Annotated in this window: 22 protein-coding genes and 1 pseudogene; 8 read left to right on the top strand and 15 right to left on the bottom strand. The window is 57.5% G+C overall.

Features of this window, described 5'->3' with window-relative positions:
- Both P3C18_RS15375 and P3C18_RS15370 read left to right on the top strand, forming a co-directional pair.
- Nucleotides 1-2,333: pseudogene (locus P3C18_RS15375) on the top strand (efflux RND transporter permease subunit); the annotation flags it as partial.
- Nucleotides 2,330-3,733, top strand: a complete 1,404-nt coding sequence (locus P3C18_RS15370; RefSeq protein WP_275962718.1) for a TolC family protein — start codon at nucleotides 2,330-2,332, stop codon at nucleotides 3,731-3,733. The pseudogene P3C18_RS15375 and the gene P3C18_RS15370, both read left to right, overlap by 4 nt.
- A 155-nt stretch (nucleotides 3,734-3,888) precedes the next feature.
- Here the strand turns inward: P3C18_RS15370 and P3C18_RS15365 are convergent, their stop codons facing one another.
- From P3C18_RS15365 to P3C18_RS15305, 13 genes are all read right to left on the bottom strand, one after another.
- Complete coding sequence (locus P3C18_RS15365; RefSeq protein ID WP_275962717.1) at nucleotides 3,889-4,413, bottom strand: YciI family protein; 525 nt, start codon at nucleotides 4,411-4,413, stop codon at nucleotides 3,889-3,891.
- Nucleotides 4,414-4,475: 62 nt separating this feature from the next.
- Nucleotides 4,476-4,916 carry a hypothetical protein gene (locus P3C18_RS15360; protein WP_275962716.1) on the bottom strand — a complete coding sequence of 147 codons (441 nt, stop codon included), beginning with the start codon at nucleotides 4,914-4,916 and terminating at the stop codon, nucleotides 4,476-4,478.
- Between the two features lie 86 nt (nucleotides 4,917-5,002).
- On the bottom strand, nucleotides 5,003-5,527 hold the full coding sequence (locus tag P3C18_RS15355; RefSeq protein ID WP_275962715.1) for a GNAT family N-acetyltransferase: 525 nt from the start codon (nucleotides 5,525-5,527) through the stop codon (nucleotides 5,003-5,005).
- A gap of 49 nt (nucleotides 5,528-5,576) precedes the next feature.
- Complete coding sequence (locus P3C18_RS15350) at nucleotides 5,577-6,131, bottom strand: YdeI/OmpD-associated family protein (protein WP_275962714.1); 555 nt, start codon at nucleotides 6,129-6,131, stop codon at nucleotides 5,577-5,579.
- A 53-nt stretch (nucleotides 6,132-6,184) separates the two neighbouring features.
- Entirely contained in the window at nucleotides 6,185-6,403 is a 219-nt protein-coding gene (locus P3C18_RS15345; protein ID WP_275962713.1) for a DUF6500 family protein, read from the bottom strand.
- A 29-nt stretch (nucleotides 6,404-6,432) separates the two neighbouring features.
- The gene (locus P3C18_RS15340) at nucleotides 6,433-6,741 is read right to left on the bottom strand and encodes a hypothetical protein (RefSeq protein WP_275962712.1); all 309 of its coding nucleotides are present in this window, start codon (nucleotides 6,739-6,741) and stop codon (nucleotides 6,433-6,435) included.
- A gap of 81 nt (nucleotides 6,742-6,822) precedes the next feature.
- Complete coding sequence (locus P3C18_RS15335) at nucleotides 6,823-7,254, bottom strand: hypothetical protein (protein ID WP_275962711.1); 432 nt, start codon at nucleotides 7,252-7,254, stop codon at nucleotides 6,823-6,825.
- 104 nt (nucleotides 7,255-7,358) lie between these two features.
- The gene (locus P3C18_RS15330; RefSeq protein ID WP_275962710.1) at nucleotides 7,359-8,009 is read right to left on the bottom strand and encodes a hypothetical protein; all 651 of its coding nucleotides are present in this window, start codon (nucleotides 8,007-8,009) and stop codon (nucleotides 7,359-7,361) included.
- A gap of 148 nt (nucleotides 8,010-8,157) precedes the next feature.
- Nucleotides 8,158-8,508, bottom strand: coding sequence for a hypothetical protein (locus tag P3C18_RS15325; RefSeq protein WP_275962709.1), 351 nt, complete (start codon nucleotides 8,506-8,508; stop codon nucleotides 8,158-8,160).
- Nucleotides 8,509-8,598: 90 nt separating this feature from the next.
- Entirely contained in the window at nucleotides 8,599-9,039 is a 441-nt protein-coding gene (locus P3C18_RS15320) for a hypothetical protein (protein WP_275962708.1), read from the bottom strand.
- A gap of 81 nt (nucleotides 9,040-9,120) precedes the next feature.
- Nucleotides 9,121-9,408: a hypothetical protein gene (locus P3C18_RS15315; protein ID WP_275962707.1), complete on the bottom strand. Its 288-nt coding sequence runs from the start codon at nucleotides 9,406-9,408 to the stop codon at nucleotides 9,121-9,123.
- Nucleotides 9,409-9,518: 110 nt separating this feature from the next.
- Nucleotides 9,519-9,800 (bottom strand): hypothetical protein, encoded by a 282-nt coding sequence (locus P3C18_RS15310; RefSeq protein WP_275962706.1) that lies wholly within the window; start codon nucleotides 9,798-9,800, stop codon nucleotides 9,519-9,521.
- A 116-nt stretch (nucleotides 9,801-9,916) separates the two neighbouring features.
- Nucleotides 9,917-10,228 (bottom strand): hypothetical protein, encoded by a 312-nt coding sequence (locus P3C18_RS15305; protein ID WP_275962705.1) that lies wholly within the window; start codon nucleotides 10,226-10,228, stop codon nucleotides 9,917-9,919.
- A 404-nt stretch (nucleotides 10,229-10,632) separates the two neighbouring features.
- On the opposite strand from P3C18_RS15305, the gene P3C18_RS15300 reads away from it, so the two are divergent.
- The 4 genes from P3C18_RS15300 to P3C18_RS15285 are packed head-to-tail and all read left to right on the top strand — an operon-like array spanning nucleotide 10,633 to nucleotide 13,757.
- Complete coding sequence (locus P3C18_RS15300) at nucleotides 10,633-11,157, top strand: transporter suffix domain-containing protein (protein ID WP_275962704.1); 525 nt, start codon at nucleotides 10,633-10,635, stop codon at nucleotides 11,155-11,157.
- Nucleotides 11,158-11,217: 60 nt separating this feature from the next.
- The gene (locus P3C18_RS15295; RefSeq protein WP_275962703.1) at nucleotides 11,218-12,348 is read left to right on the top strand and encodes an HlyD family secretion protein; all 1,131 of its coding nucleotides are present in this window, start codon (nucleotides 11,218-11,220) and stop codon (nucleotides 12,346-12,348) included.
- Entirely contained in the window at nucleotides 12,338-13,381 is a 1,044-nt protein-coding gene (locus P3C18_RS15290; protein ID WP_275962702.1) for a hypothetical protein, read from the top strand. Before P3C18_RS15295 ends, P3C18_RS15290 begins: the two co-directional genes overlap by 11 nt.
- 31 nt (nucleotides 13,382-13,412) lie before the next feature.
- On the top strand, nucleotides 13,413-13,757 hold the full coding sequence (locus tag P3C18_RS15285) for a hypothetical protein (RefSeq protein ID WP_275962701.1): 345 nt from the start codon (nucleotides 13,413-13,415) through the stop codon (nucleotides 13,755-13,757).
- Nucleotides 13,758-13,764: 7 nt separating this feature from the next.
- Here P3C18_RS15285 and P3C18_RS15280 read toward each other — a convergent pair whose 3' ends face one another.
- A complete protein-coding gene (locus P3C18_RS15280; RefSeq protein ID WP_275962700.1) occupies nucleotides 13,765-15,096 on the bottom strand; it encodes a sensor histidine kinase in 1,332 nt (443 codons plus the stop codon).
- On the bottom strand, nucleotides 15,093-15,788 hold the full coding sequence (locus P3C18_RS15275) for a response regulator transcription factor (RefSeq protein ID WP_275962699.1): 696 nt from the start codon (nucleotides 15,786-15,788) through the stop codon (nucleotides 15,093-15,095). The genes P3C18_RS15280 and P3C18_RS15275 overlap by 4 nt, the downstream gene beginning before the upstream one ends.
- Nucleotides 15,789-15,963: 175 nt before the next feature.
- On the opposite strand from P3C18_RS15275, the gene dsbD reads away from it, so the two are divergent.
- Both dsbD and P3C18_RS15265 read left to right on the top strand, forming a co-directional pair.
- Entirely contained in the window at nucleotides 15,964-17,724 is a 1,761-nt protein-coding gene (dsbD, locus tag P3C18_RS15270; RefSeq protein WP_275962697.1) for a protein-disulfide reductase DsbD, read from the top strand.
- Complete coding sequence (locus tag P3C18_RS15265) at nucleotides 17,724-18,533, top strand: TlpA disulfide reductase family protein (protein WP_275962696.1); 810 nt, start codon at nucleotides 17,724-17,726, stop codon at nucleotides 18,531-18,533. The genes dsbD and P3C18_RS15265 overlap by 1 nt, the downstream gene beginning before the upstream one ends.
- Nucleotides 18,534-18,553 lie beyond the last annotated feature (20 nt).

The following is an 18,553-nucleotide window of genomic DNA, read 5'->3' as shown; positions in this document are numbered from 1 at the left end:
CCATGAGCTGAAAGCCCGCTGTCGCCATCCCGGTATTCCAGCGCCCCGGCTCCAACGCCATCGAGATTTCCGATGCGGTGCGTGAGCGCATGGCCGAGCTGAAGCAGAGCTTCCCGCAAGGCGTGGACTACGAAATCGTCTATGACCCGACCATCTTCGTGCGTGGCTCCATCGAGGCGGTGGTACACACCCTGCTCGAAGCCATCATCCTGGTGGTGCTGGTGGTGATTCTGTTCCTGCAAACCTGGCGCGCCTCGATCATCCCGCTGGCCGCCGTGCCGGTGTCGTTGATCGGCACCTTTGCCGTGATGCACATGTTCGGCTTCTCGCTCAACGCGCTATCGCTGTTCGGCCTGGTGCTGGCCATCGGCATCGTGGTGGACGACGCCATCGTCGTGGTGGAAAACGTCGAGCGTAATATCGGCCTGGGCAAAACCCCGGTGGAAGCCACCAAGCAGGCGATGAAGGAAGTGACCGGGCCCATCGTCGCTACGGCACTGGTGCTCTGTGCGGTGTTTATCCCTACAGCCTTTATCTCCGGGCTGAGCGGGCAGTTCTATCAACAGTTCGCCCTGACCATTGCCATCTCAACGGTGATCTCGGCGATCAACTCGCTGACCCTGTCCCCTGCCCTGGCCGCCATATTGCTGAAAAGCCATGACGCGCCGAAAGACCGCTTCTCCAAACTGCTCGACCGGCTGTTCGGCGGCTGGTTGTTCAAACCGTTCAACCGCGCATTCGACCGTGCCAGCCATGGCTATGTCGGCACCGTAAAGCGCGTGCTGCGCGGCAGCGGCATCGCCCTGTTCGTCTATGCCGGGCTGATGGGCCTGACCTACCTGGGTTTTGCCACGACACCGAGCGGTTTCGTGCCGCCGCAGGACAAGCAGTACCTGGTGGCCTTCGCCCAACTGCCGGACGCCGCCACCCTGGATCGCACCGAAGGTGTGATGAAACAGATGTCGGAAATCGCCGGCAAGCACCCTGGCGTGGCCAACACCATCGCCTTCCCGGGCCTGTCGATCAACGGCTTCACCAATAGCCCAAATAGCGGCATCGTCTTCGTCGCGCTGAAGGATTTCGATCAGCGCAAAGACGAAAGCATGTCCGCCGGAGCCATCGCCGCTGAGCTTAACGGCCAGTTCGCAGGTATTCAGGAAGCCTATCTGGCGATCTTCCCACCACCACCGGTACAAGGCCTGGGCACCATCGGCGGCTTCCGCCTGCAGGTGCAGGACCGTGGCAACCTGGGCTATGACGAGCTGTACCTGCAAACCCAGAACGTTATCGCCAAGGCCCGCCAGCTGCCGGAGCTGGACCCGATGTCGGTGTTCACCAGCTATCAGGTCAATGTGCCGCAGATCGATGCAACCATCGACCGCGAGAAGGCCAAGACCCACGGCGTGGCGATCAGCGACATCTTCGACACCATGCAGATCTACCTGGGCTCGCTGTACGCCAACGACTTCAACCGTTTTGGCCGTACCTATCAGGTCAACGTGCAGGCTGAGCAGCAGTTCCGCCTGGAGCCGGAGCAGATCGGCCAACTCAAGGTGCGCAACAACCGTGGCGAAATGGTGCCGCTGTCAGCCTTCCTCAAAGTCAGCGCTAGCTCGGGCCCGGATCGGGTGATGCATTACAACGGCTTCCTCACCGCCGAGATCAACGGTGCGGCAGCCCCCGGCTACAGCTCCGGTCAGGCCGAGGCGGCGATTGCCAAGCTGCTTAAGGAGGAACTGCCCAACGGCATGAGCTTCGAATGGACCGACCTGACCTACCAGCAGATCCTCGCCGGTAATAGCGCGATCTTCATCTTCCCGCTCTGCGTGCTGCTGGCCTTCCTGGTGCTGGCCGCCCAGTACGAAAGCTGGAGCCTGCCGCTTGCGGTGATCCTGATCGTGCCGATGACCCTGCTGTCGGCCATTACCGGGGTAATCCTGGCGGGAGGCGACAACAACATCTTTACCCAGATCGGCTTGATCGTACTGGTGGGATTGGCCTGTAAGAACGCCATCCTGATCGTCGAATTTGCCAAGGAAAAACAGGAAGAAGGCATGGACCGCGTCAGCGCGGTGCTGGAAGCCTGCCGCCTGCGTCTGCGGCCGATTCTGATGACCAGCTTCGCCTTTATCATGGGTGTGGTGCCACTGGTACTGTCCTCCGGCGCCGGCGCAGAAATGCRCCATGCCATGGGTGTTGCGGTGTTCAGCGGCATGCTCGGCGTAACCTTCTTCGGTCTGCTGCTGACCCCGCTGTTCTATGTACTGATCCGCGCCTTTGTGGAGAAGCGTGAAGCGAAGAAAGTCGCGCGTTTGCAGGAGGTACAGGCATGAAGACCATTACCGCCAAACCTCTAGCTATTAGCCTGTTAGCACTGGCGCTGACGGCATGCGCCGTCGGCCCGGATTACCAGGCGCCGCAGACTGCAGATGCCCAGCTGAGCAGCGCGCAAAGCAGCAGCTACGACCGCTCGCGTTTCGAAACCAGCTGGTGGCAGCAGTTCGACGACCCGATCCTCAACCAGTTGGTGCAACAGTCGCTGCAGGAAAACCGTCAACTGCGCGTGGCCTTTGCCCGCCTGCTGGCGGCCCAGGCGATCCGTGACGACCTCGGCAACGATCAGTTACCGACCATCACCAGCCGTGCCAGCGGTGAATTCGGCAAGACCCAACAACCTGGCGTCACCGAGCAGCGCGTGCGCGGCGAACGTTACGACCTGGGCCTGGACATGCTCTGGGAGCTGGACCTGTTTGGCCGCATCCAGCGTCAACTGGAAGCCAGCGACGCCGAGTTGGACGTGGCCGAAGCGGATTACCAGCAGCTGCAGGTCAGCCTGATCGCCGAACTGGTGGATGCCTACGGCAGCCTGCGCGGCGCACAACTGCGTGAACGCATTGCCCGCGCCAACCTGCAAAACCAGCAGGAATCCCGCGCCATTACCGAGCAACTACGTGAAGCCGGCGTCGGTAGCCAGCTCGATGTACTGCGCAGCGATGCGCGCCTGGCTGGCACCGAAGCCAGCTTGCCGCAACTGCAGGCCGAACAGCAGCGCGCCAAGCACCGCATCGCCACCCTGCWCGGCCAGCGTCCGGACCAACTCAGCGTCGACCTCTCGACTCAGGAGCTGCCCGCCATCGCCAAAGCCCTGCCAGTTGGCGACCCCGGCGAGTTGCTGCGCCGSCGCCCGGATATCCGCGCCGCAGAACGGCAATTGGCCGCCGCCACCGCCAATATCGGCGTGGCCACGGCGGACCTGTTTCCACGGGTGAGTATGTCCGGCTTCCTCGGCTTTACCGCCGGGCGTGGCTCGCAGCTAGGCTCGTCAGCAGCGCAAGCCTGGGGCCTGGCACCGACCATCAGCTGGGCGGCGTTTGATCTGGGCAGCGTGCGTGCWCGCCTGCGTGGGGCCGAAGCCGAAGCCGATGGCGCACTGGCCAACTATGAACAACAGGTGCTACTGGCCCTGGAAGAATCCGCCAACGCCTTTAGCGACTACGGCAAACGCCAGCAGCGCCTGCTCGCCCTGCTGCGCCAATCCGACGCCAGCCGCGCCGCAGCCGAACAAGCCCGCGTGCGCTACCGCGAAGGTGAAGTGGACTTTCTCGTGCTGCTCGACGCCGAACGCGAACGCCTAAGCGCCGAAGACGCCCAGGCCCAAGCGGAAGTCGAGCTGTATCGCGGCATCGTCGCCATCTACAAGGCCCTTGGCGGCGGGTGGCAGCCTAACGCTTAACCTTGAGAACCTGTTTACGATCTCGCGAGCTAGAGACCTGCAAGGCAAAAATAGGCGAGATAYGCAGCGCAGCGGAGTAACAGCCGTAGGTTGGCCCGCTGGGTGAGCGCAGCGAATCAAGCGGAGTTTACTGGTGTAAATGAGCATTACTCGTTTCACTCGCCCTTCGGGTCGCGCTGAAGCGCGTTAGCCGCAAGCGGCTTACCGAGCCTGTTTTTAACGCAGCAGGGCCGAAGCGCAGCAGATTGTAAGCAGGTTCTTACAGACTCTCCCCCCGGTTGGCCTAGCCAACCCCTTCCCGCCCCCACGGCATCCGCTCCTTGCCGTGGGGCTTTTTTATGAGTGAAACGGCCGCACCTCAATCGGTGCCCGGCAGGCAATGGCGGCCTGCGCCCCCAGGCCAGCGCCTCATCCATATCAGCCGTTTCCAGCACCCAGAAACCACCTACGTGTTCCTTGGTCTGCAGGTATGGCCCGTCACTAACAAGCACCTCGCCGTTGGGCTGCGCTCGTAGCGATTTTGCGCAGCGCGCCGGGTGCAGACCGCCGACGAAAACCCAGACACCGGCCGCCACCATCGCGTCATTAAGCACGTCGATATCGCGGGTCATTGCCTCATCCTCGGCAATGGCCGGGTCGTAGTCATCGGGATGGTGGATCGCCACCAGATACTGCGCCATAACGCCTCCTGCTAAGGGCTTTAGTCGCCTGGATAAATATGCTGAGCGCGCTCAGCCCTGCGTCATATGCGCTCTTGCGTCGTGAATGAGCGCAATCCGCCGAGCGCACTTGCAAACAGCAATGCAAAACCGGCATTGAGCAGCGCGTTTTGCCAGAAGCCAGAGAGCAGCGAATAGGCTGTGTCAGGGATAAACCAGGCGAGCAGTGACACAACAAACATCCACCATGCGTCTTGGCTGCCTCTGCGCACGGGGCCAAGCGCGAGAAACATCAGCACAGCGCCCCAGCCGAACATCACCGAGCCCAGCACGGCATGCACCAGGCGGATATAAGCCAAGGCTTCAGGGCCGAATGTATTGAGGTGTGCCGCCGATGCGTAAACCAGCAGGCTGAATGCTTGCAGGGTAAAGCCCGGCATCAACACAAGCGCAAGCCCGAACAACATCAGCCCTGCGGTGGCTGCAACGAGTAAACGCCAGCAAAAAAGCTGAATACGGTTCACGGCTTCTCCAGATATCTAATGCCTGTACCGAGGCCGTAAACACTGGTTTGTGCCCACGCGGTACGGGTGTCCATGGGCATGATTCGTTAGCCCGCCGCGCGAGCGCCACTGAGCCTTTTTTGCATAAACACGCTCAGCGGATGTTCAGGGTAGTCGCCGAATGCGCCGCAGGTCTGGAAGCCATGCTTCCGGTAAAACGCCAGCGCCTCTGCTTGGTAAGGGCCCGTTTCAAGTTGCAACATCCGACAACCGCGCTTTATCGACTCGACTTCAAGCTGTAGCAACACCTGCGCAGCCGCACCTTGCGCGCGGTTGGCTGGGCGCACAAACATGCGCTTTAGCTCCCCCGCCCCATTGCCAAGCACCACCGCAGCGCAAGCAATGGCCGCCCCGTCGTTGCCTCTGGCCACCGCAAACAACACGTTGTCCTGCTCCAGCGTGGTCAGGTCCAGCGCATAGCGCGCTTCGGCCGGGTACAAGGTGTCCTGATRCGCATCCAACTCCGCGATAAGCGCAATAACTTCAGGCTGGTTTGGAGGCTCTAGCTGCACGCGCATGCTTGTATTCTCTGCGGTTTGTACTGTGGTTAAGCGAATGAACGAATCGAGCATGCCCCAATAAGCAAAGCAAACGCGTTAAGCATTCAACGCCATGGCCAATTTATAAATCTGCGGCATCGGGCGCACGGAAGGCTTTGCTGTAGTAGCCCGACTGGTCGAAACAGCAAACATGCTTCTTGCCGGACGCGAGCATATCGCAGGCATCACCAATTCGTTTGCTGCGCGTCTTAAGTTGCTTGGCTGAAGTAATCCAATGTATCCAGTCCAATCGGGCGATGGTCGTCGTATCGGTCCAAACCTTATGGGCCTCAGGTGTGGCTGCCAGCGCCTCCTGAAAATCAGCTGGAATTTCAGGCTCTGGCTCCTTCTCCACCGGGGTTAACTCTACCGTGACGATATCCCCAACCACCGCGCCTGCACCTTCGTACAACGCTCTACTGACCTGCAGCCAATGGCTCAGCTGACCATCAGGCTCAAGAGTCGCCTGGAAATGCTGTCCATTAATTGTGCCCTCAACTGTCGTTCTTCCTCGCCTCGGAAGCTTTTCACTGGCATCTCTCGGCAGTACTACGAACGCCCACGATGTATCACTACCAGGCTTTGCCGGACGAAGAAGCTTTGCTTCAAATCGGGATGTCACATCGACTTTGCTCATTGCCACTCCGCCCAACATATGCGCTTGGTTAAACTGGCCACGGCCTGAATTAATCAGACGCCGGCTTCAATCATTAACTTAATTTTTGTTGCCTTCTCGAAATGATCAAGCTTGTGAGTTTCTATCCACCACGTTGCAGCTTCCATAAGAAGCTCCGGATCATTATTTTTATTTGCGAAGAACGCATAAAAAGAAACGCCAACGACCTCACCTTTGGCAAGTATCTTCTTTGCACAAACCCTGATGATTTTATCTCTTAGATCTTGCCGCATTAACTTGAGCCACCTTTTAATTAACGCTTTTAACTAAACAGGCTAGCTATTGCACTTGCTATGCCCTCGATAACTGCCACCACTCCATCAATCATGGCCTCGAAGGTTCCGACTACCATCTCCCAAATTCCTTCGTTGCTTTGAGCAAGAGGCGCAGCTGCTCCGGCAACGGAAATAGCGATAGCGGCCATAGCAACAGAGTTGAAACCCATCACGACAATGTAAATTGCAGCCCCCATAAACAATGCTGCACAAAGTGAATTTAAGACCCTCAGCAATTTTGACTTTTCTAATTTATTTTTCATTTGCGGCACCATTTGCGGCTGGATGAAAAACATTCCGAGCATGCATAACGTTTGGTTAAGGGGCAGGCTTTAGCCTGTTCCAGTGAGCGAAGCGAACGATTTGTTATACGAGGCTCACAATTTCGCTTCCAGTTTTTGACGTTTTTCCGCAAGCTTTTCTTTGGCCAGCTTTACATTATTTAACCGCGCCAGGGATTTAAAGTATGAGAAACAGCCGGCGGCGGCAGCAGCCCAGGCGGCAACTGCAAACATATAAATAATTCTTTCCAATACATCAGGAAATGGGAATAGTTTTGTTGAGAGGACCATAGAGCCTGACAGCAGCACGATAAAGAGAGCAAGTGATAGAACCCGAAAGCCAGAGCGTATTAGCTCGACGTTACCCCTACTTATTTTATCAATGAATTGTTCCTCATATTCTAGTTCTGCAATAGCGGATTTAATGCGTTTTTCCCTGCCGCGCAGATACCAAAAAAAGGCGAGACTGCCCAAGAAAGATGTGAGCACTGAAAATATAAGAGCGAATAGAGAGAACTGTTGATCCATGGATATTTCTCTTTCGTATAACGTTTTCTAAGGGGCAGGCTTTAGCCCGTTCCAGTGAGCGAAGCGAACGATTTGAGCCTGTTGTCATGTTTCGGCACAACTCTCTAAATTATGCCAGCTTCTTTTTGTAGTTTTTTAATATAGCCATTCAATGATTTATTAAAAACAGGGATGGTATCGCTCACAAAATCCCAGTTAAAAGTCAATAAGGCGCTGCTCCAGCCTACGCTATAAATAACCCCGTCTTCGTCGGGTTTTTTATTGCCATGCGTCATGATAAAACCTTCTTGATCAAAGTGCGCGCCGCGTTTGTTGCGGTAAGCTCTGGCATCTTCTATAAATTTATTGAATTTGACTTTAATTTCACCAGAAAATGCATCTGAAATTATCTCATCAAGAATCGGCTCCCAAAATTGTTTGTTGTTGGCGGCAATAACCCCTTCCTTCCCATAGCCGCCGTTAAAAACAGTGCAAAATTTAATAATTATTTCTTCAGTTGTTAGCTCGTCAATGAGATGGATGTCATGAATGTCAGGAAATAAAGAGCCATGTTTTTCTTCAAAGCTATTTAATTCCTCTCCATCAAGTCGCAAACCAGTTTTCAATCTTCTGCGCTCAATATCATATAGTTCGGTAATATGTAAAGGCCTTCCGGTGTTGAAAAAGCGGTGCACTCGCTGCCTAAGCGCTAAAAGATCAATGATTCTATTTAGGGCTATTTGCCACAGATATAATCTACCAAGAATTTCTTTCACTATTAGCATTGCCTTTATTTAGCATTGATGACGAAATTGAAATAACCCAATCAAACTAAGTAAACATAACGTTTGGCTAAGGGGCGGGCTTTAGCCCGTCCCGGCGAGCGAGGCGAGCGATTTGAACCACTTGCTAGAGCGGGCTAGGCTATTTTTTAACCAGTTTTTTGCCGGCTGGCAGCACAATCGGAACACTAAACTTAACCTTTGTTACGGCCACGCTTTCAGAATCAGAGTTGTTTCTTTTGCCCAAGGATATACTCCCTAGAAACACTCCAATTCCTTCACTTGAACCCGATTTATCAGTTGAAGTTAGGCCGACATCAAATTCTACTTGCTGCGGCATTGCATGATGATAAATGCTCCGCTGTCCATCTTTGAAATAATCCATGCCTGCCGGATTGACTATGCCACCTTTGGCATCAATGCTTTCTTGAGCCTGATAAACTCCTTCAACTATCTGTTCAAGGGTTGCTCTGACAAAATCCTTTAGTTCCATTGTGACCTCGTGCTTTGTAGCTCTAACGTTTGGTTAAGGGGCGGGCTTTAGCCCGTCCCAGTGAGCGAAGCGAACGGTTTGAACCAGTTGTTAGGTGCATTGCTGCTCAAAACCACTGCACCAAAACAACATTGTTTGAATGCTTTTTATAGTTTCTTTATCTTCTATGTCCGGCAGTAGATCGTTTAGGAAATTAACTACAACGTTTGTGCCAAACGCTTTGCACCAATACCATGGTAGTTCTTCAATGCTGTAATCCCAAATTTTTGCTGCTGCATAAATTGAGCCCTCCAGCTCAAGGGCTGATGCGGGCGCCAGTTCAAATAGCAATGTTCCGGCAACTTGTTGTCGTTGAAATTTGTTTACCTGCAGGGATGGGTCGTAAAAGAAAGAAAATAGTGCGAAATACACATTGCGCTCAGGCGCTTTTTGGCAATAGGAGATAAGCTTTTTAATTTCTTGCGGGTTGGACGGGCCAAATCTATCAGCAGTATCTCTGACCATATCCACAATTTTTTTGCGATCCCGCATTTTGAATATGCACCTAACGTTTGGTTAAGGGGCGGGCTTTAGCCCGTCCCAGTGAGCGAAGCGAACGATTTGAACCTATTGTTAGAGCATGTTTTTGTTATTGAGCTTTTTAAACATTAAGCCGCACAAAAAACCAATCAAAACAATAAAAATACTTGAAGCTATCAATGTGTTTTCCGGTCTTTCTTTTGTATTAATCTCGCCAAGCACGCCTGCAAATAATATTAGCGAAAAGCTAGTTGCGATATATATAAGCCATTTTTTAATGTTGGACGTGTGTGACTGATTTTTCTTCATAAGTGCCACAAGCGCTAGACCGCTGATGAGTCCATATAGGTAGCTTGTTACAATATATAAGGTAGCCAGCATGGTGTCTCGATTTTGCTCTAACGTTTGGTTAAGGGGCGGGCTTTAGCCCGTCCCAGTGAGCGCAGCGAACGGTTTGAACCAATTGTTAGAAGCCAACACGCGGTTGTTTTCTAGCTTACGCAACGCCGCGATGCTGTTACTGATATTTCATTGTTTTCGCTAACTTCAGCCTGAGTGCTGAGTTGTACAGTGCTTTTTTCTTTGGTGTCGTAACCGGTGTGGGTAATAACAACAGAATAACCGTTGCGGTGGTATGGGATGACGGAGCCACTTTCGTAGTTCCACCCATACTTGGATTCGAGTGGTTCGTTTTCTTTGACGTGCTTCATGATTGCAGTTGTGGCTTCCGGCCATTCGCACCAAAGATCGTCTAGAGTTTCGTACTTTTGCACCATACTTTCTTTGGCCTTCTAACGTTTGGTTAAGGGGCGGGCTTTAGCCCGTCCCAGTGAGCGAAGCGAACGATTTGAACCTATTGTTAGGCGGAATTGAACAGTAATAGTGAGCATTAAATATGGCGAAAGTAGAAAGAAATTTGTTTGTCGTTTAGCAAATCAATAGCTGGCGTGCTGGGTGACACTTTAAACTCTGGCTCCCTGTTATTGGTAAAGTGCTGGCTGAAGACCACAACAATTTCCTTGCCGTCAATCTCGCCAGTTATGCGGTTGTGGCTTGACGAAAACTGAAGAAAGTTTGATTTAACTACATCTTGGATAAATGAAGAAATAGTTGTATTCGCACCAATGTTAAATTCGGCTTCCAATGGCCCTAGCTGATCATCTTGTGAGCAGCAGGCTTGGCGATACACTGTGGTTTTCATGATGTTGCCTAACTATAATTAGACGACGTTCCCGTCGCATAACACCCCATAGGATGTCGTATAAAGTCCCGGACTAGCACTACCCGTTTGAGCAATCCAAAAAATTGCCAAATGCCAAACCGACACAACTCAACACCAACCAGAACCTACGTCTTTGCCGCCGCACTGTCTAGCAGCCCTCGATCAATTCCTCAGTAGCGTCAGCCCAATGCCAAGCCTCGGTTTTTCACGTTAAAAACAAGCGCCCCCCTTAAGAAATGTTCACCAAGCCAGCAGCGTGCGGGTGTCGAGCAGGCATGGGCTGATAAAGCTGCGCCACGCTGGTTTTGTGCTAGATATTTAGCTGATGGTTTTGCCGTTTTTTAAAACCCCAAAACAATAATCGCAAGGGACGGTACGTGCATATGAGTACAGAGCTGAACACAGCCCAGCCCAAGTCCGCCCATTGGCGGTTTAAGTTGGGTATCGCGATTATCTGTTTGATTCCGGTTTTGTGGCTTCTGGTGCCGCTGGCAGCGGCGGCGGATGTGCCGGGGTCCAAGGTGGCTGCGCTTTCGGGGGCGCTGTTTATCCTTAACAAGATTCTCTTGCTGCTGGTTATCGCCATCATGGGCAAGGCGGGTTTCCAGGAGCTGAAGCAGCATATCTACGGCTATATGTCTTCGATGGTGCCGAGCACTGAGGATGAGATCAGCCCGATGCGCCATCGCATTGGCTTGGTGATGTTCTGTCTGCCGCTGATTTCGTCCTTTCTTGAACCCTATATCGACGCTATCGCGCCGGGCCTGCGGCCTAATAACTGGGCGCTGCAGATGCTCGGCGATGCCATGCTGATTGGCAGCTTCTTTGTTTTGGGCGGCAACTTCTGGGAGAAGCTGCGTGCGTTGTTTATTCGCACCGCACGGGTTAGCGGCCCCGACGCTGCGTGATTTACCCCGCACTGCCGAGTCAACCTTGGTGCTTGCTCCATCTGCCTTACGGGAACCCTTATGTCTGAAGCATTAGAGCAGCCTGACAGCCCACCACCGGCCGAGACGCCGGTGGCCGTCGATAAATCCGCGCCGCCAACCAACCCGCTGCGACGTATTGCGTTGATCGTGGTGTCAGTTGCCGCCGCGCTGTTTGTGCTGTCCATCCTGATGGAGCGCAGCACCCCGTCCACCTCGCAGGCGGTGGTGCAGGGTTATGTGGTGCAGATGGCATCCGAAGTGGGTGGCCGCGTGGTGGAAATCGCGGTGCTCGACAATGCGCGGGTGGAGGCTGGGCAGCTGCTGTTTCGCATTGATCCGCAGCCTTACAAGATCGCCATTGCCGAAGCCGAGGCGCGCCTTGAGCAAACAGGCCAGTCGTTGGGGGCCAACACCGCATCGGTAGATGCGGCCCAGGCTCAGCTCGTTTCTGCCCGCGCCCAGCGTGACAATGTGCGCGAGCAAGCGCGCCGGGTAATGCAGCTGGTTGAACGCGGCGTTTATGCGCGGGCGCGTCTGGATGAAGCCACCGCGTCGCTGAACTCCGCCGAAGCTGCCGTGGTCAAGGCGCAGGCCGATTTGCAACGTGCCCGTCAGGAACTGGGGCCAACCGGTACGGATAACCCGCAGTTCAAGCAGGCCCTCGCGCAGCTGGAGAAGGCCCGACTTGATCTTGTGCGTACGGAAATTACCGCGCCGGCCGACGGGGTGATCACCAATCTGCAGCTCGCCGTTGGCCAGGTGGTCAGCGCCGGCCAGCCCGCGCTGACCTTTATCGACACCGGYACCGTGTGGATTTCCGCAGCCTTTAAAGAAAACAGCCTGGAACACGTGCAGACCGATGATACGGCCGAGCTGGTGTTCGACGTGTTGCCTGGGCGTATTTTCAATGCGCGGGTCGAGAGTGTCGGCTGGGGCGTTGCAACAGAAGGCAGCAGCTCTTCTGCCCTGCCCTCGGTACGCAACCAGAGCGGCTGGGTACGTGACCCGCAGCGCTTCCCCGTGCGCCTGGTGGTGATGGAGCCTTATCCGAAAGGCCTGSGCTATGGCTCACAGGTTACGGTGGTGATTTACACCGGCGATAACCCGCTGGCGAATATGTTTGGCGTGATTACCGCGCGGCTTGTGGCCCTGCTGACCTATGTCAACTGAGGCCTTGGCGGCGCCTTCCCCGTCAATCGATCTGGCGCGCGCCAAGCGCCAAGGCTTGCGTGTGGCTCTGGCAGTAACGCTGGGATTCAGCCTGGGCTTGGTCAACGGCAGTGTGCTGCCCTTTCTCGCGCCGTTATTTGCCACTCAGTTTCTGCTGGCCAGCTACAGCCCGCCCGGTTTGCGTCAGGGGCTGGGCACTGTGTTGCTGATCTTTATCGTGGGCGCGCTGCTGATCTTCCTCACCGGCCTGCTCGGTGAGCGGCCGTTGGTACTGCTGCCGTTGCTCTGGCTGTGCTACTTCAGCTGCTTTTTCGCCCAGGGTCGCCGGGTGGGTGGCGCGGGGCCGGCGTTGATGCTGGTGATTGCGATTGTGGTGCCGCTGCTCGACATCCTCCAGCGTGACCTCGGCGAGTCGATTGTCTTGGTTCTGGCCAAGGCGGTCAGCATCGGCCTGCTGCTTGCCTGGGGCGCTCATGCCGTATTCCCGGATCTCGGCCCAACGCCGGTAACCCCTGCGCCTTTGCTGCGCGCGGAGCTGGGCTACGTGACGCGCCAGGCCATGGTCAGTGGCGCCATCCTGCTGGGCATGGTTGCGCTGTGCTTGATCGACTCGCGCCTGGCCACGGCGATGGTCATACCGATTACCGTGGCCTCGTTGCTCAGCCAGTTCGAGCTGGGGATGAGCAGCCGAACCGCTGCCGCGCTGATCGTCATCAACCTGCTGGGCGGGGTTGTCGCATCCCTGGCATTTACCGTGATCGAACTGCGGCCCAGCCTCTTGTGGGTCATCCTAATCCTGCTGACGGTGAGCCTGCTGTTTGCCGGCCGAGCCGTGATGGGCGCGGTGACGGGCAAGGTGTTTGGCGGCGGGCTGACGACCTTTCTGATTCTCTTTGGTCWGGGCGTCTCGCCATTGCCCGGCGAAACGCCGGAGCTGTTTTCAACGCGAATTGCCTATGTGCTGTTCGCGGTTCTGTATGCCTTGTGCATGGCCAGCCTGTTCTGGCCCAGGCCGCGTAACGCCAGTCATTAATCGCTGTATTGCTGCTAATCAGGTGCCGTCTATGCGCAAGCTCTGGAGCAAATACCTGGCGCTGCTGGATGCAGATTTAAGCGCCAAGATCTTCGACAACATCAAAAACCTGCTGGTCTGCGCGCTGCTGTTTGCCGCCGGCACTGACGCGTTGCATGGCAACCATCAGATCTTTATGGGGCTCTGGGGCTCAACCCTGGCAGGTTGGGGGTTGATCATCGTGTCGGCGCTTCTGCTGCTACTGAATATCAGCGACGCCCTGCGGCGCCTGGCCAAACTGCGCCATCACGTGGTGCTGCAGCTCATCCTGTTTCTGCTTTACCTGATCCTGGCTGTGCGCGTGGTGGAAATCGTCTGGAGTTTCAGAAGCACATAGCGCCCCACTACACCTCAGCGGCCGCGCGGGTAACGACCAGCAAGCTCACGCAGAACCCATTGCCCGTATTGGCAAACTCAAGTTCGCATCCACAGCGTTCGGCAATCGCCTTGACGATGGACAGCCCTAGGCCGCTGCCTTCGCCGGTGGAGTTGCGCCAGAAGCGCTCGGTCAGCTGGGCGAGCTTGTCCGCAGCGACGCCTGATCCCGAGTCGCGCACGCTGAAACAGACCTTATCCCCACGCATTTTCACGCTCAGGCTGACGGCAGTGCCGGGCGGGGTATGCCGTTGGGCGTTGTCCAGCAGGTTGCGCAAGGCAGCAATCGCCAGGGTTGGTGGCATATCCAGCAAGCGCTGGGCGCTGGCGTCGAGCAGCTGCAGTTCGATGATGGGCTGGCCCTGCTGCTGAGCATCGCCGATGGCCATCTGCGCCACGTGCTCGGCGCTGTATTGCAGATTCTCGTCAAACGGCAGTCGACCCTCGACCCGCGCCAGGAGCAACAACTGCTCCAGGGTCTGATGCAGGCGGTCGGCACCGGCTTCRGCGTTGKCCAGTGCCTGGCGGGCGGTCTCGCCCTCGGTCATACCGGCCACTTGCAGGTGGGTCTTGATCGCGGTCAGTGGGCTGCGCAGTTCATGGGCGGCATCGTCGGTCAGGCGGCGTTCACGCTCGATGGCCTGGGCGATACGCTGAAACAGCTGATTCTGGGTAGCCACCAGCGGTTGCAGCTCTTGCGGCAGGCCTTCAATTTGCAGTGGTTCGATGCAGTCGGCACGACGCTGGGCCAGTGCTTGGCGGATGCGCTGCAGAGGCGACAACTCACGGCTAAGGCCAAACCAGAGCACCAGCAGACTGCCGACCAGGGCCAGCAGCACTGGGGCGGCGGCGGCCAGCAGAATGGAACGTTTGAGCGTGTCACGCTCGTCCAGTCGGTCTGCCGTGGTCACCCGCATATCGCCTTCAACCAGGGTGAAGGTGCGCCAGGTCAGATCACCAATGGTGCGTTCATGAAACCCCGTTTCCGCCATGCCCAAGGCGCTGTCCGGTGCGGCGCGACTGCTGGCGAGGATCTCGCCACGTACCGAACTGATCTGGCAAGCGATGCCTTCGGGAATGCCCAGCTGTTCGGTGCTGAGCGGTGCACCGCCCTCCCCCTGTTGCGGTGGCGGCAGCTGGGCGAGCAATCCGGCGACCATGCGCGCGGAAGACGCCAAGCGCTGATCGAGCGAGAGGGTCAGCTGGTTGCGCAGGTCGAACAGCATCCACACGGCGGCCAGCGACCAGAGCAGCACGAAGGCCGAGCCGAGAATCAGGGTCAGGCGCAGACGCAAACTCATGGGGCGTTGCTCTCGTCAGGGGTGGTTGCATGCCCGGCCGGCCCCAGGCGGTAGCCCATGCCGCGTACCGTCTCGACGATGCCGTTGCCCAGCTTGCGCCGCAGGTGATGGATATGCACGTTGAGGGCGTTGCTTTCGACCTCGCCATCGAGGCCATAGACCGCATCCTTGAGCTGTTCGCCGCTGAGCACCCGGCCTGGGCTGTGCAACAGCGCCTGCAACAGCACCTGCTCGCGGCGCGACAGGTCGACCGGCTGCTCATGCAAAAACGCCTGGCAGGCCACAGGGTCGTATCGCAATGGGCCATGCTCGACCTGCGGGATGGCGCGTCCGGCAGCGCGACGCAGCAAGGCATGCAGGCGCGCGGCGAGCTCGCGCAGGTCGAAGGGTTTGACCAGGTAATCGTCGGCGCCGTCCTGCAGGCCAGACACGCGGTCGGCTACCGAGTCACGGGCCGTCAGCAGCAACACGGGCAACGTCACACCGCGCTGGCGCAGGCGGCGCAATAGACTTAAACCGTCTTCGTCCGGCAGGCCCAGATCCAGCACCAGGGCGTCGAACTGTACCGTGCGCAGCAGCGCCTCAGCCTCGGCCGCAGTCGCGGCGTGCATCACGCGAAAGCCCTGGGCGGTGAGCCCAGCCACCACGCCGCTGGCGATCAGGGCGTTGTCTTCAGTCAGCAATATGTACATGGAACCAGTCCGTGGAGGAGATTGAAGTATCCGTTGTCAGGATTAAGCCGACGTTATCGCTAGGCACGAAATGATAACCGGCGACTGCAATTTGCGCCGATTATCACATCGTTAATCCTGACTTAACCGCCAACTGCGATGCTCTGCGCCTCGACATTCACAGACGTGGTTATGCATGCGCACGCTTCTACTGTTCTCTCTGATGTGGGCCTGGCTACTGCAGCCGGTACAGGCCTCCAGCTTTTCAACCAGCCCATTGCTGACGGGTAACAGCCAGCAGGCGGACTTTCTCCCCGCCGAGCAGGCGTTCGAGCTTAGCGTCGAACCTCAGGCCAATGGTGAAACCCTGCTGCGCTGGGATATTGCCCCCGGCTACTACCTCTACCAGCACCGCTTGCAATTCAACGGTCTGCCCGCCGGAGTTAAACCCGAGCTGCCACCTGGGCTGCCGTATAGCGATGCGTTTTTTGGCGACTCGCAGATCTATCGCGACCGCCTTGAGCTGATTCTGCCTGCCGGCAACACCGGCAGCATTCAGATTGGCTGGCAAGGCTGCGCCGATGCAGGGCTCTGTTATCCACCGCAGACCCAACAGATCGACCTGTCTGGCAGTGCTGCGACAAGCCAGCCGGACACCACCCTGGCTGAAGACCAGGCCCTGGTCGGCGGCCTACAGAACCAGACCCTGGCCTTGAGCCTGCTGGTGTTCTTCGGCCTGGGCCTGCTGTTGGCCTTTGCACCCTGCTCCTTGCCGATGCTGCCGATCCTCGCCGGTATTGTGGTGGGCAGTGGTGCCTCGCCGCGTCGCGGTTTGGCACTGGCCTCGGCCTATGTGGTGAGCATGGCGCTGGTGTATGCCGCGCTAGGGGTGGTCGCTGCACTGATGGGCGCCAACCTGCAAGGCCTGCTGCAGCAACCCTGGTTGCTGGCCAGCTTTGCCGCACTGTTTGTACTGCTGGCCTTGCCGATGTTCGGCCTGTTCGAGTTGCAGCTGCCGGCGGCCCTGCGTGACCGCCTGGAGAATGCCGGACGCAAGCAGCAAGGTGGCAGCCTGATGGGTGCCAGCATGCTCGGCCTGTTCTCAGGCCTGCTGGTCGGCCCGTGCATGACCGCGCCGCTGGCCGCCGCCCTGCTGTATATCGCCCAGAGTGGCGACGTGCTGCACGGTGGACTGGTGTTGTTTGCCCTGGGCCTGGGTATCGGTACGCCGCTGGTATTGCTGGTGACCCTGGGCAACCGCTTCCTGCCGAAACCGGGCGCGTGGATGGACCGGGTCAAGGTGGTGTTTGGTTTCCTGTTCCTGGTGACTGCGTTGCTGGTGATCCGTCCGCTGCTGGACGAGTCGGTCTGGCTGGGCCTGTGGGGTGCGTTGCTGATTCTGCTGGCCAGTGCCCTGCTGCAACTGGCGCGTCAGGTGCAGCAGCACACCAGCCTGAGCAAGGCCGCTGGCGCACTACTGGGTCTCTGGGGCATGGCGATGCTGTTGGGCGCCGCCGGTGGTGCCAGCGATCCACTGCAGCCGCTTAAGGTGTTCACCGGCACCGCTGTTGCCGCTGCACCGAGCGAGCAACACTTTATTGACCTGAACGAGCCGGCAGCGCTGGAGTCTGAGCTGGCCGCTGCCAAGGCCGAGGGCCAATGGGTGCTGGTGGATTACTACGCGGACTGGTGTGTGTCGTGCAAAGTCATGGAGAAGACCGTGTTCGGTAACCCCGAGGTGCAGGCCAGCCTGCAGGGCGTGCGCGTACTGCGCCCCGACGTGACCGAGAGCAACGCGGCAAGCCGCGCGCTGCTCAGCCGCTTTGACGTAATGGGCCCGCCCACCCTGCTGTGGATCGGCCCGAATGGTGAGGAACGCCGCTCGCAGCGCATCACCGGCGCGGTGGATGCCAAGCAATTTCTGCAGATTTGGACGACTACCCAGGAGCGTGGTTGATGTTAAYGATCAATGTCGGGCCGCTGGCACTCAGCACCGCCCATGTGCTGTTGCTGCTCAGCCTGCTGCTGGCGACGTTTACCGGCTGGTACGTCGGCCGGCGTGGCGCGGTAAACCCCGAGAAACAGCTGTTTCGCTTGCTGCTGGTGGCCATGCTGGTCGCCCGAGTGGCGTTCGTGGCGGTGTATTTCGAGCACTACCGCGAGCAACCCTGGCAGGTGTTGGATATCCGTGACGGCGGTTTTATCGCCTGGCCTGGTTTGTTGGCTGCCCTGCTGCTGGGTGCCTGGTTGGCCTGGCGCACGCCAACTATCAGAACCTCGCTGGTCAGCGCGCTGGCTGTCGGCGTACTCAGCTGGGGCCTGGGCAGCCTGACCCTGCACGGCCTGGAACAAGGCACGCGCCTCCCAGAGCTGTCCTTCCGCGACAGTAACGGTGCCACCGTGGCGCTGGAGGATTATGTCGGCAAACCACTGGTGGTCAACCTCTGGGCCACCTGGTGCCCACCGTGCCGCCGCGAAATGCCGGTACTGGCCGAAGCACAACGCGACAACCCCGAACTGACCATCCTGTTCGTCAACCAGGGCGAAGGCCAGGCCGTGGTCAACCWGTACCTACAGGCCGAGGCCCTGGGGCTGGACAACGTACTACTCGACAGCGGCGGCCGCCTGGGCCAGCACGTCGGCTCCATGGCCCTGCCCAGCACGCTGTTCTACGACGCCGAAGGTCGCCAGGTAAGTAGTCATCTGGGCGAACTCTCCCGCGCCAGCCTGGCTCGCGCGCTTGAAGTATTTAACAAGGAACAGTAACCGTGAAAAAACTGATCAAT

Origin of the sequence: Pseudomonas sp. 1928-m, from assembly GCF_029269135.1 — a bacterium.
Lineage (GTDB): Bacteria > Pseudomonadota > Gammaproteobacteria > Pseudomonadales > Pseudomonadaceae > Aquipseudomonas.
Note: the sequence above shows the minus strand (reverse complement) of the source record. Positions and strands in the feature narration are given on the sequence as shown.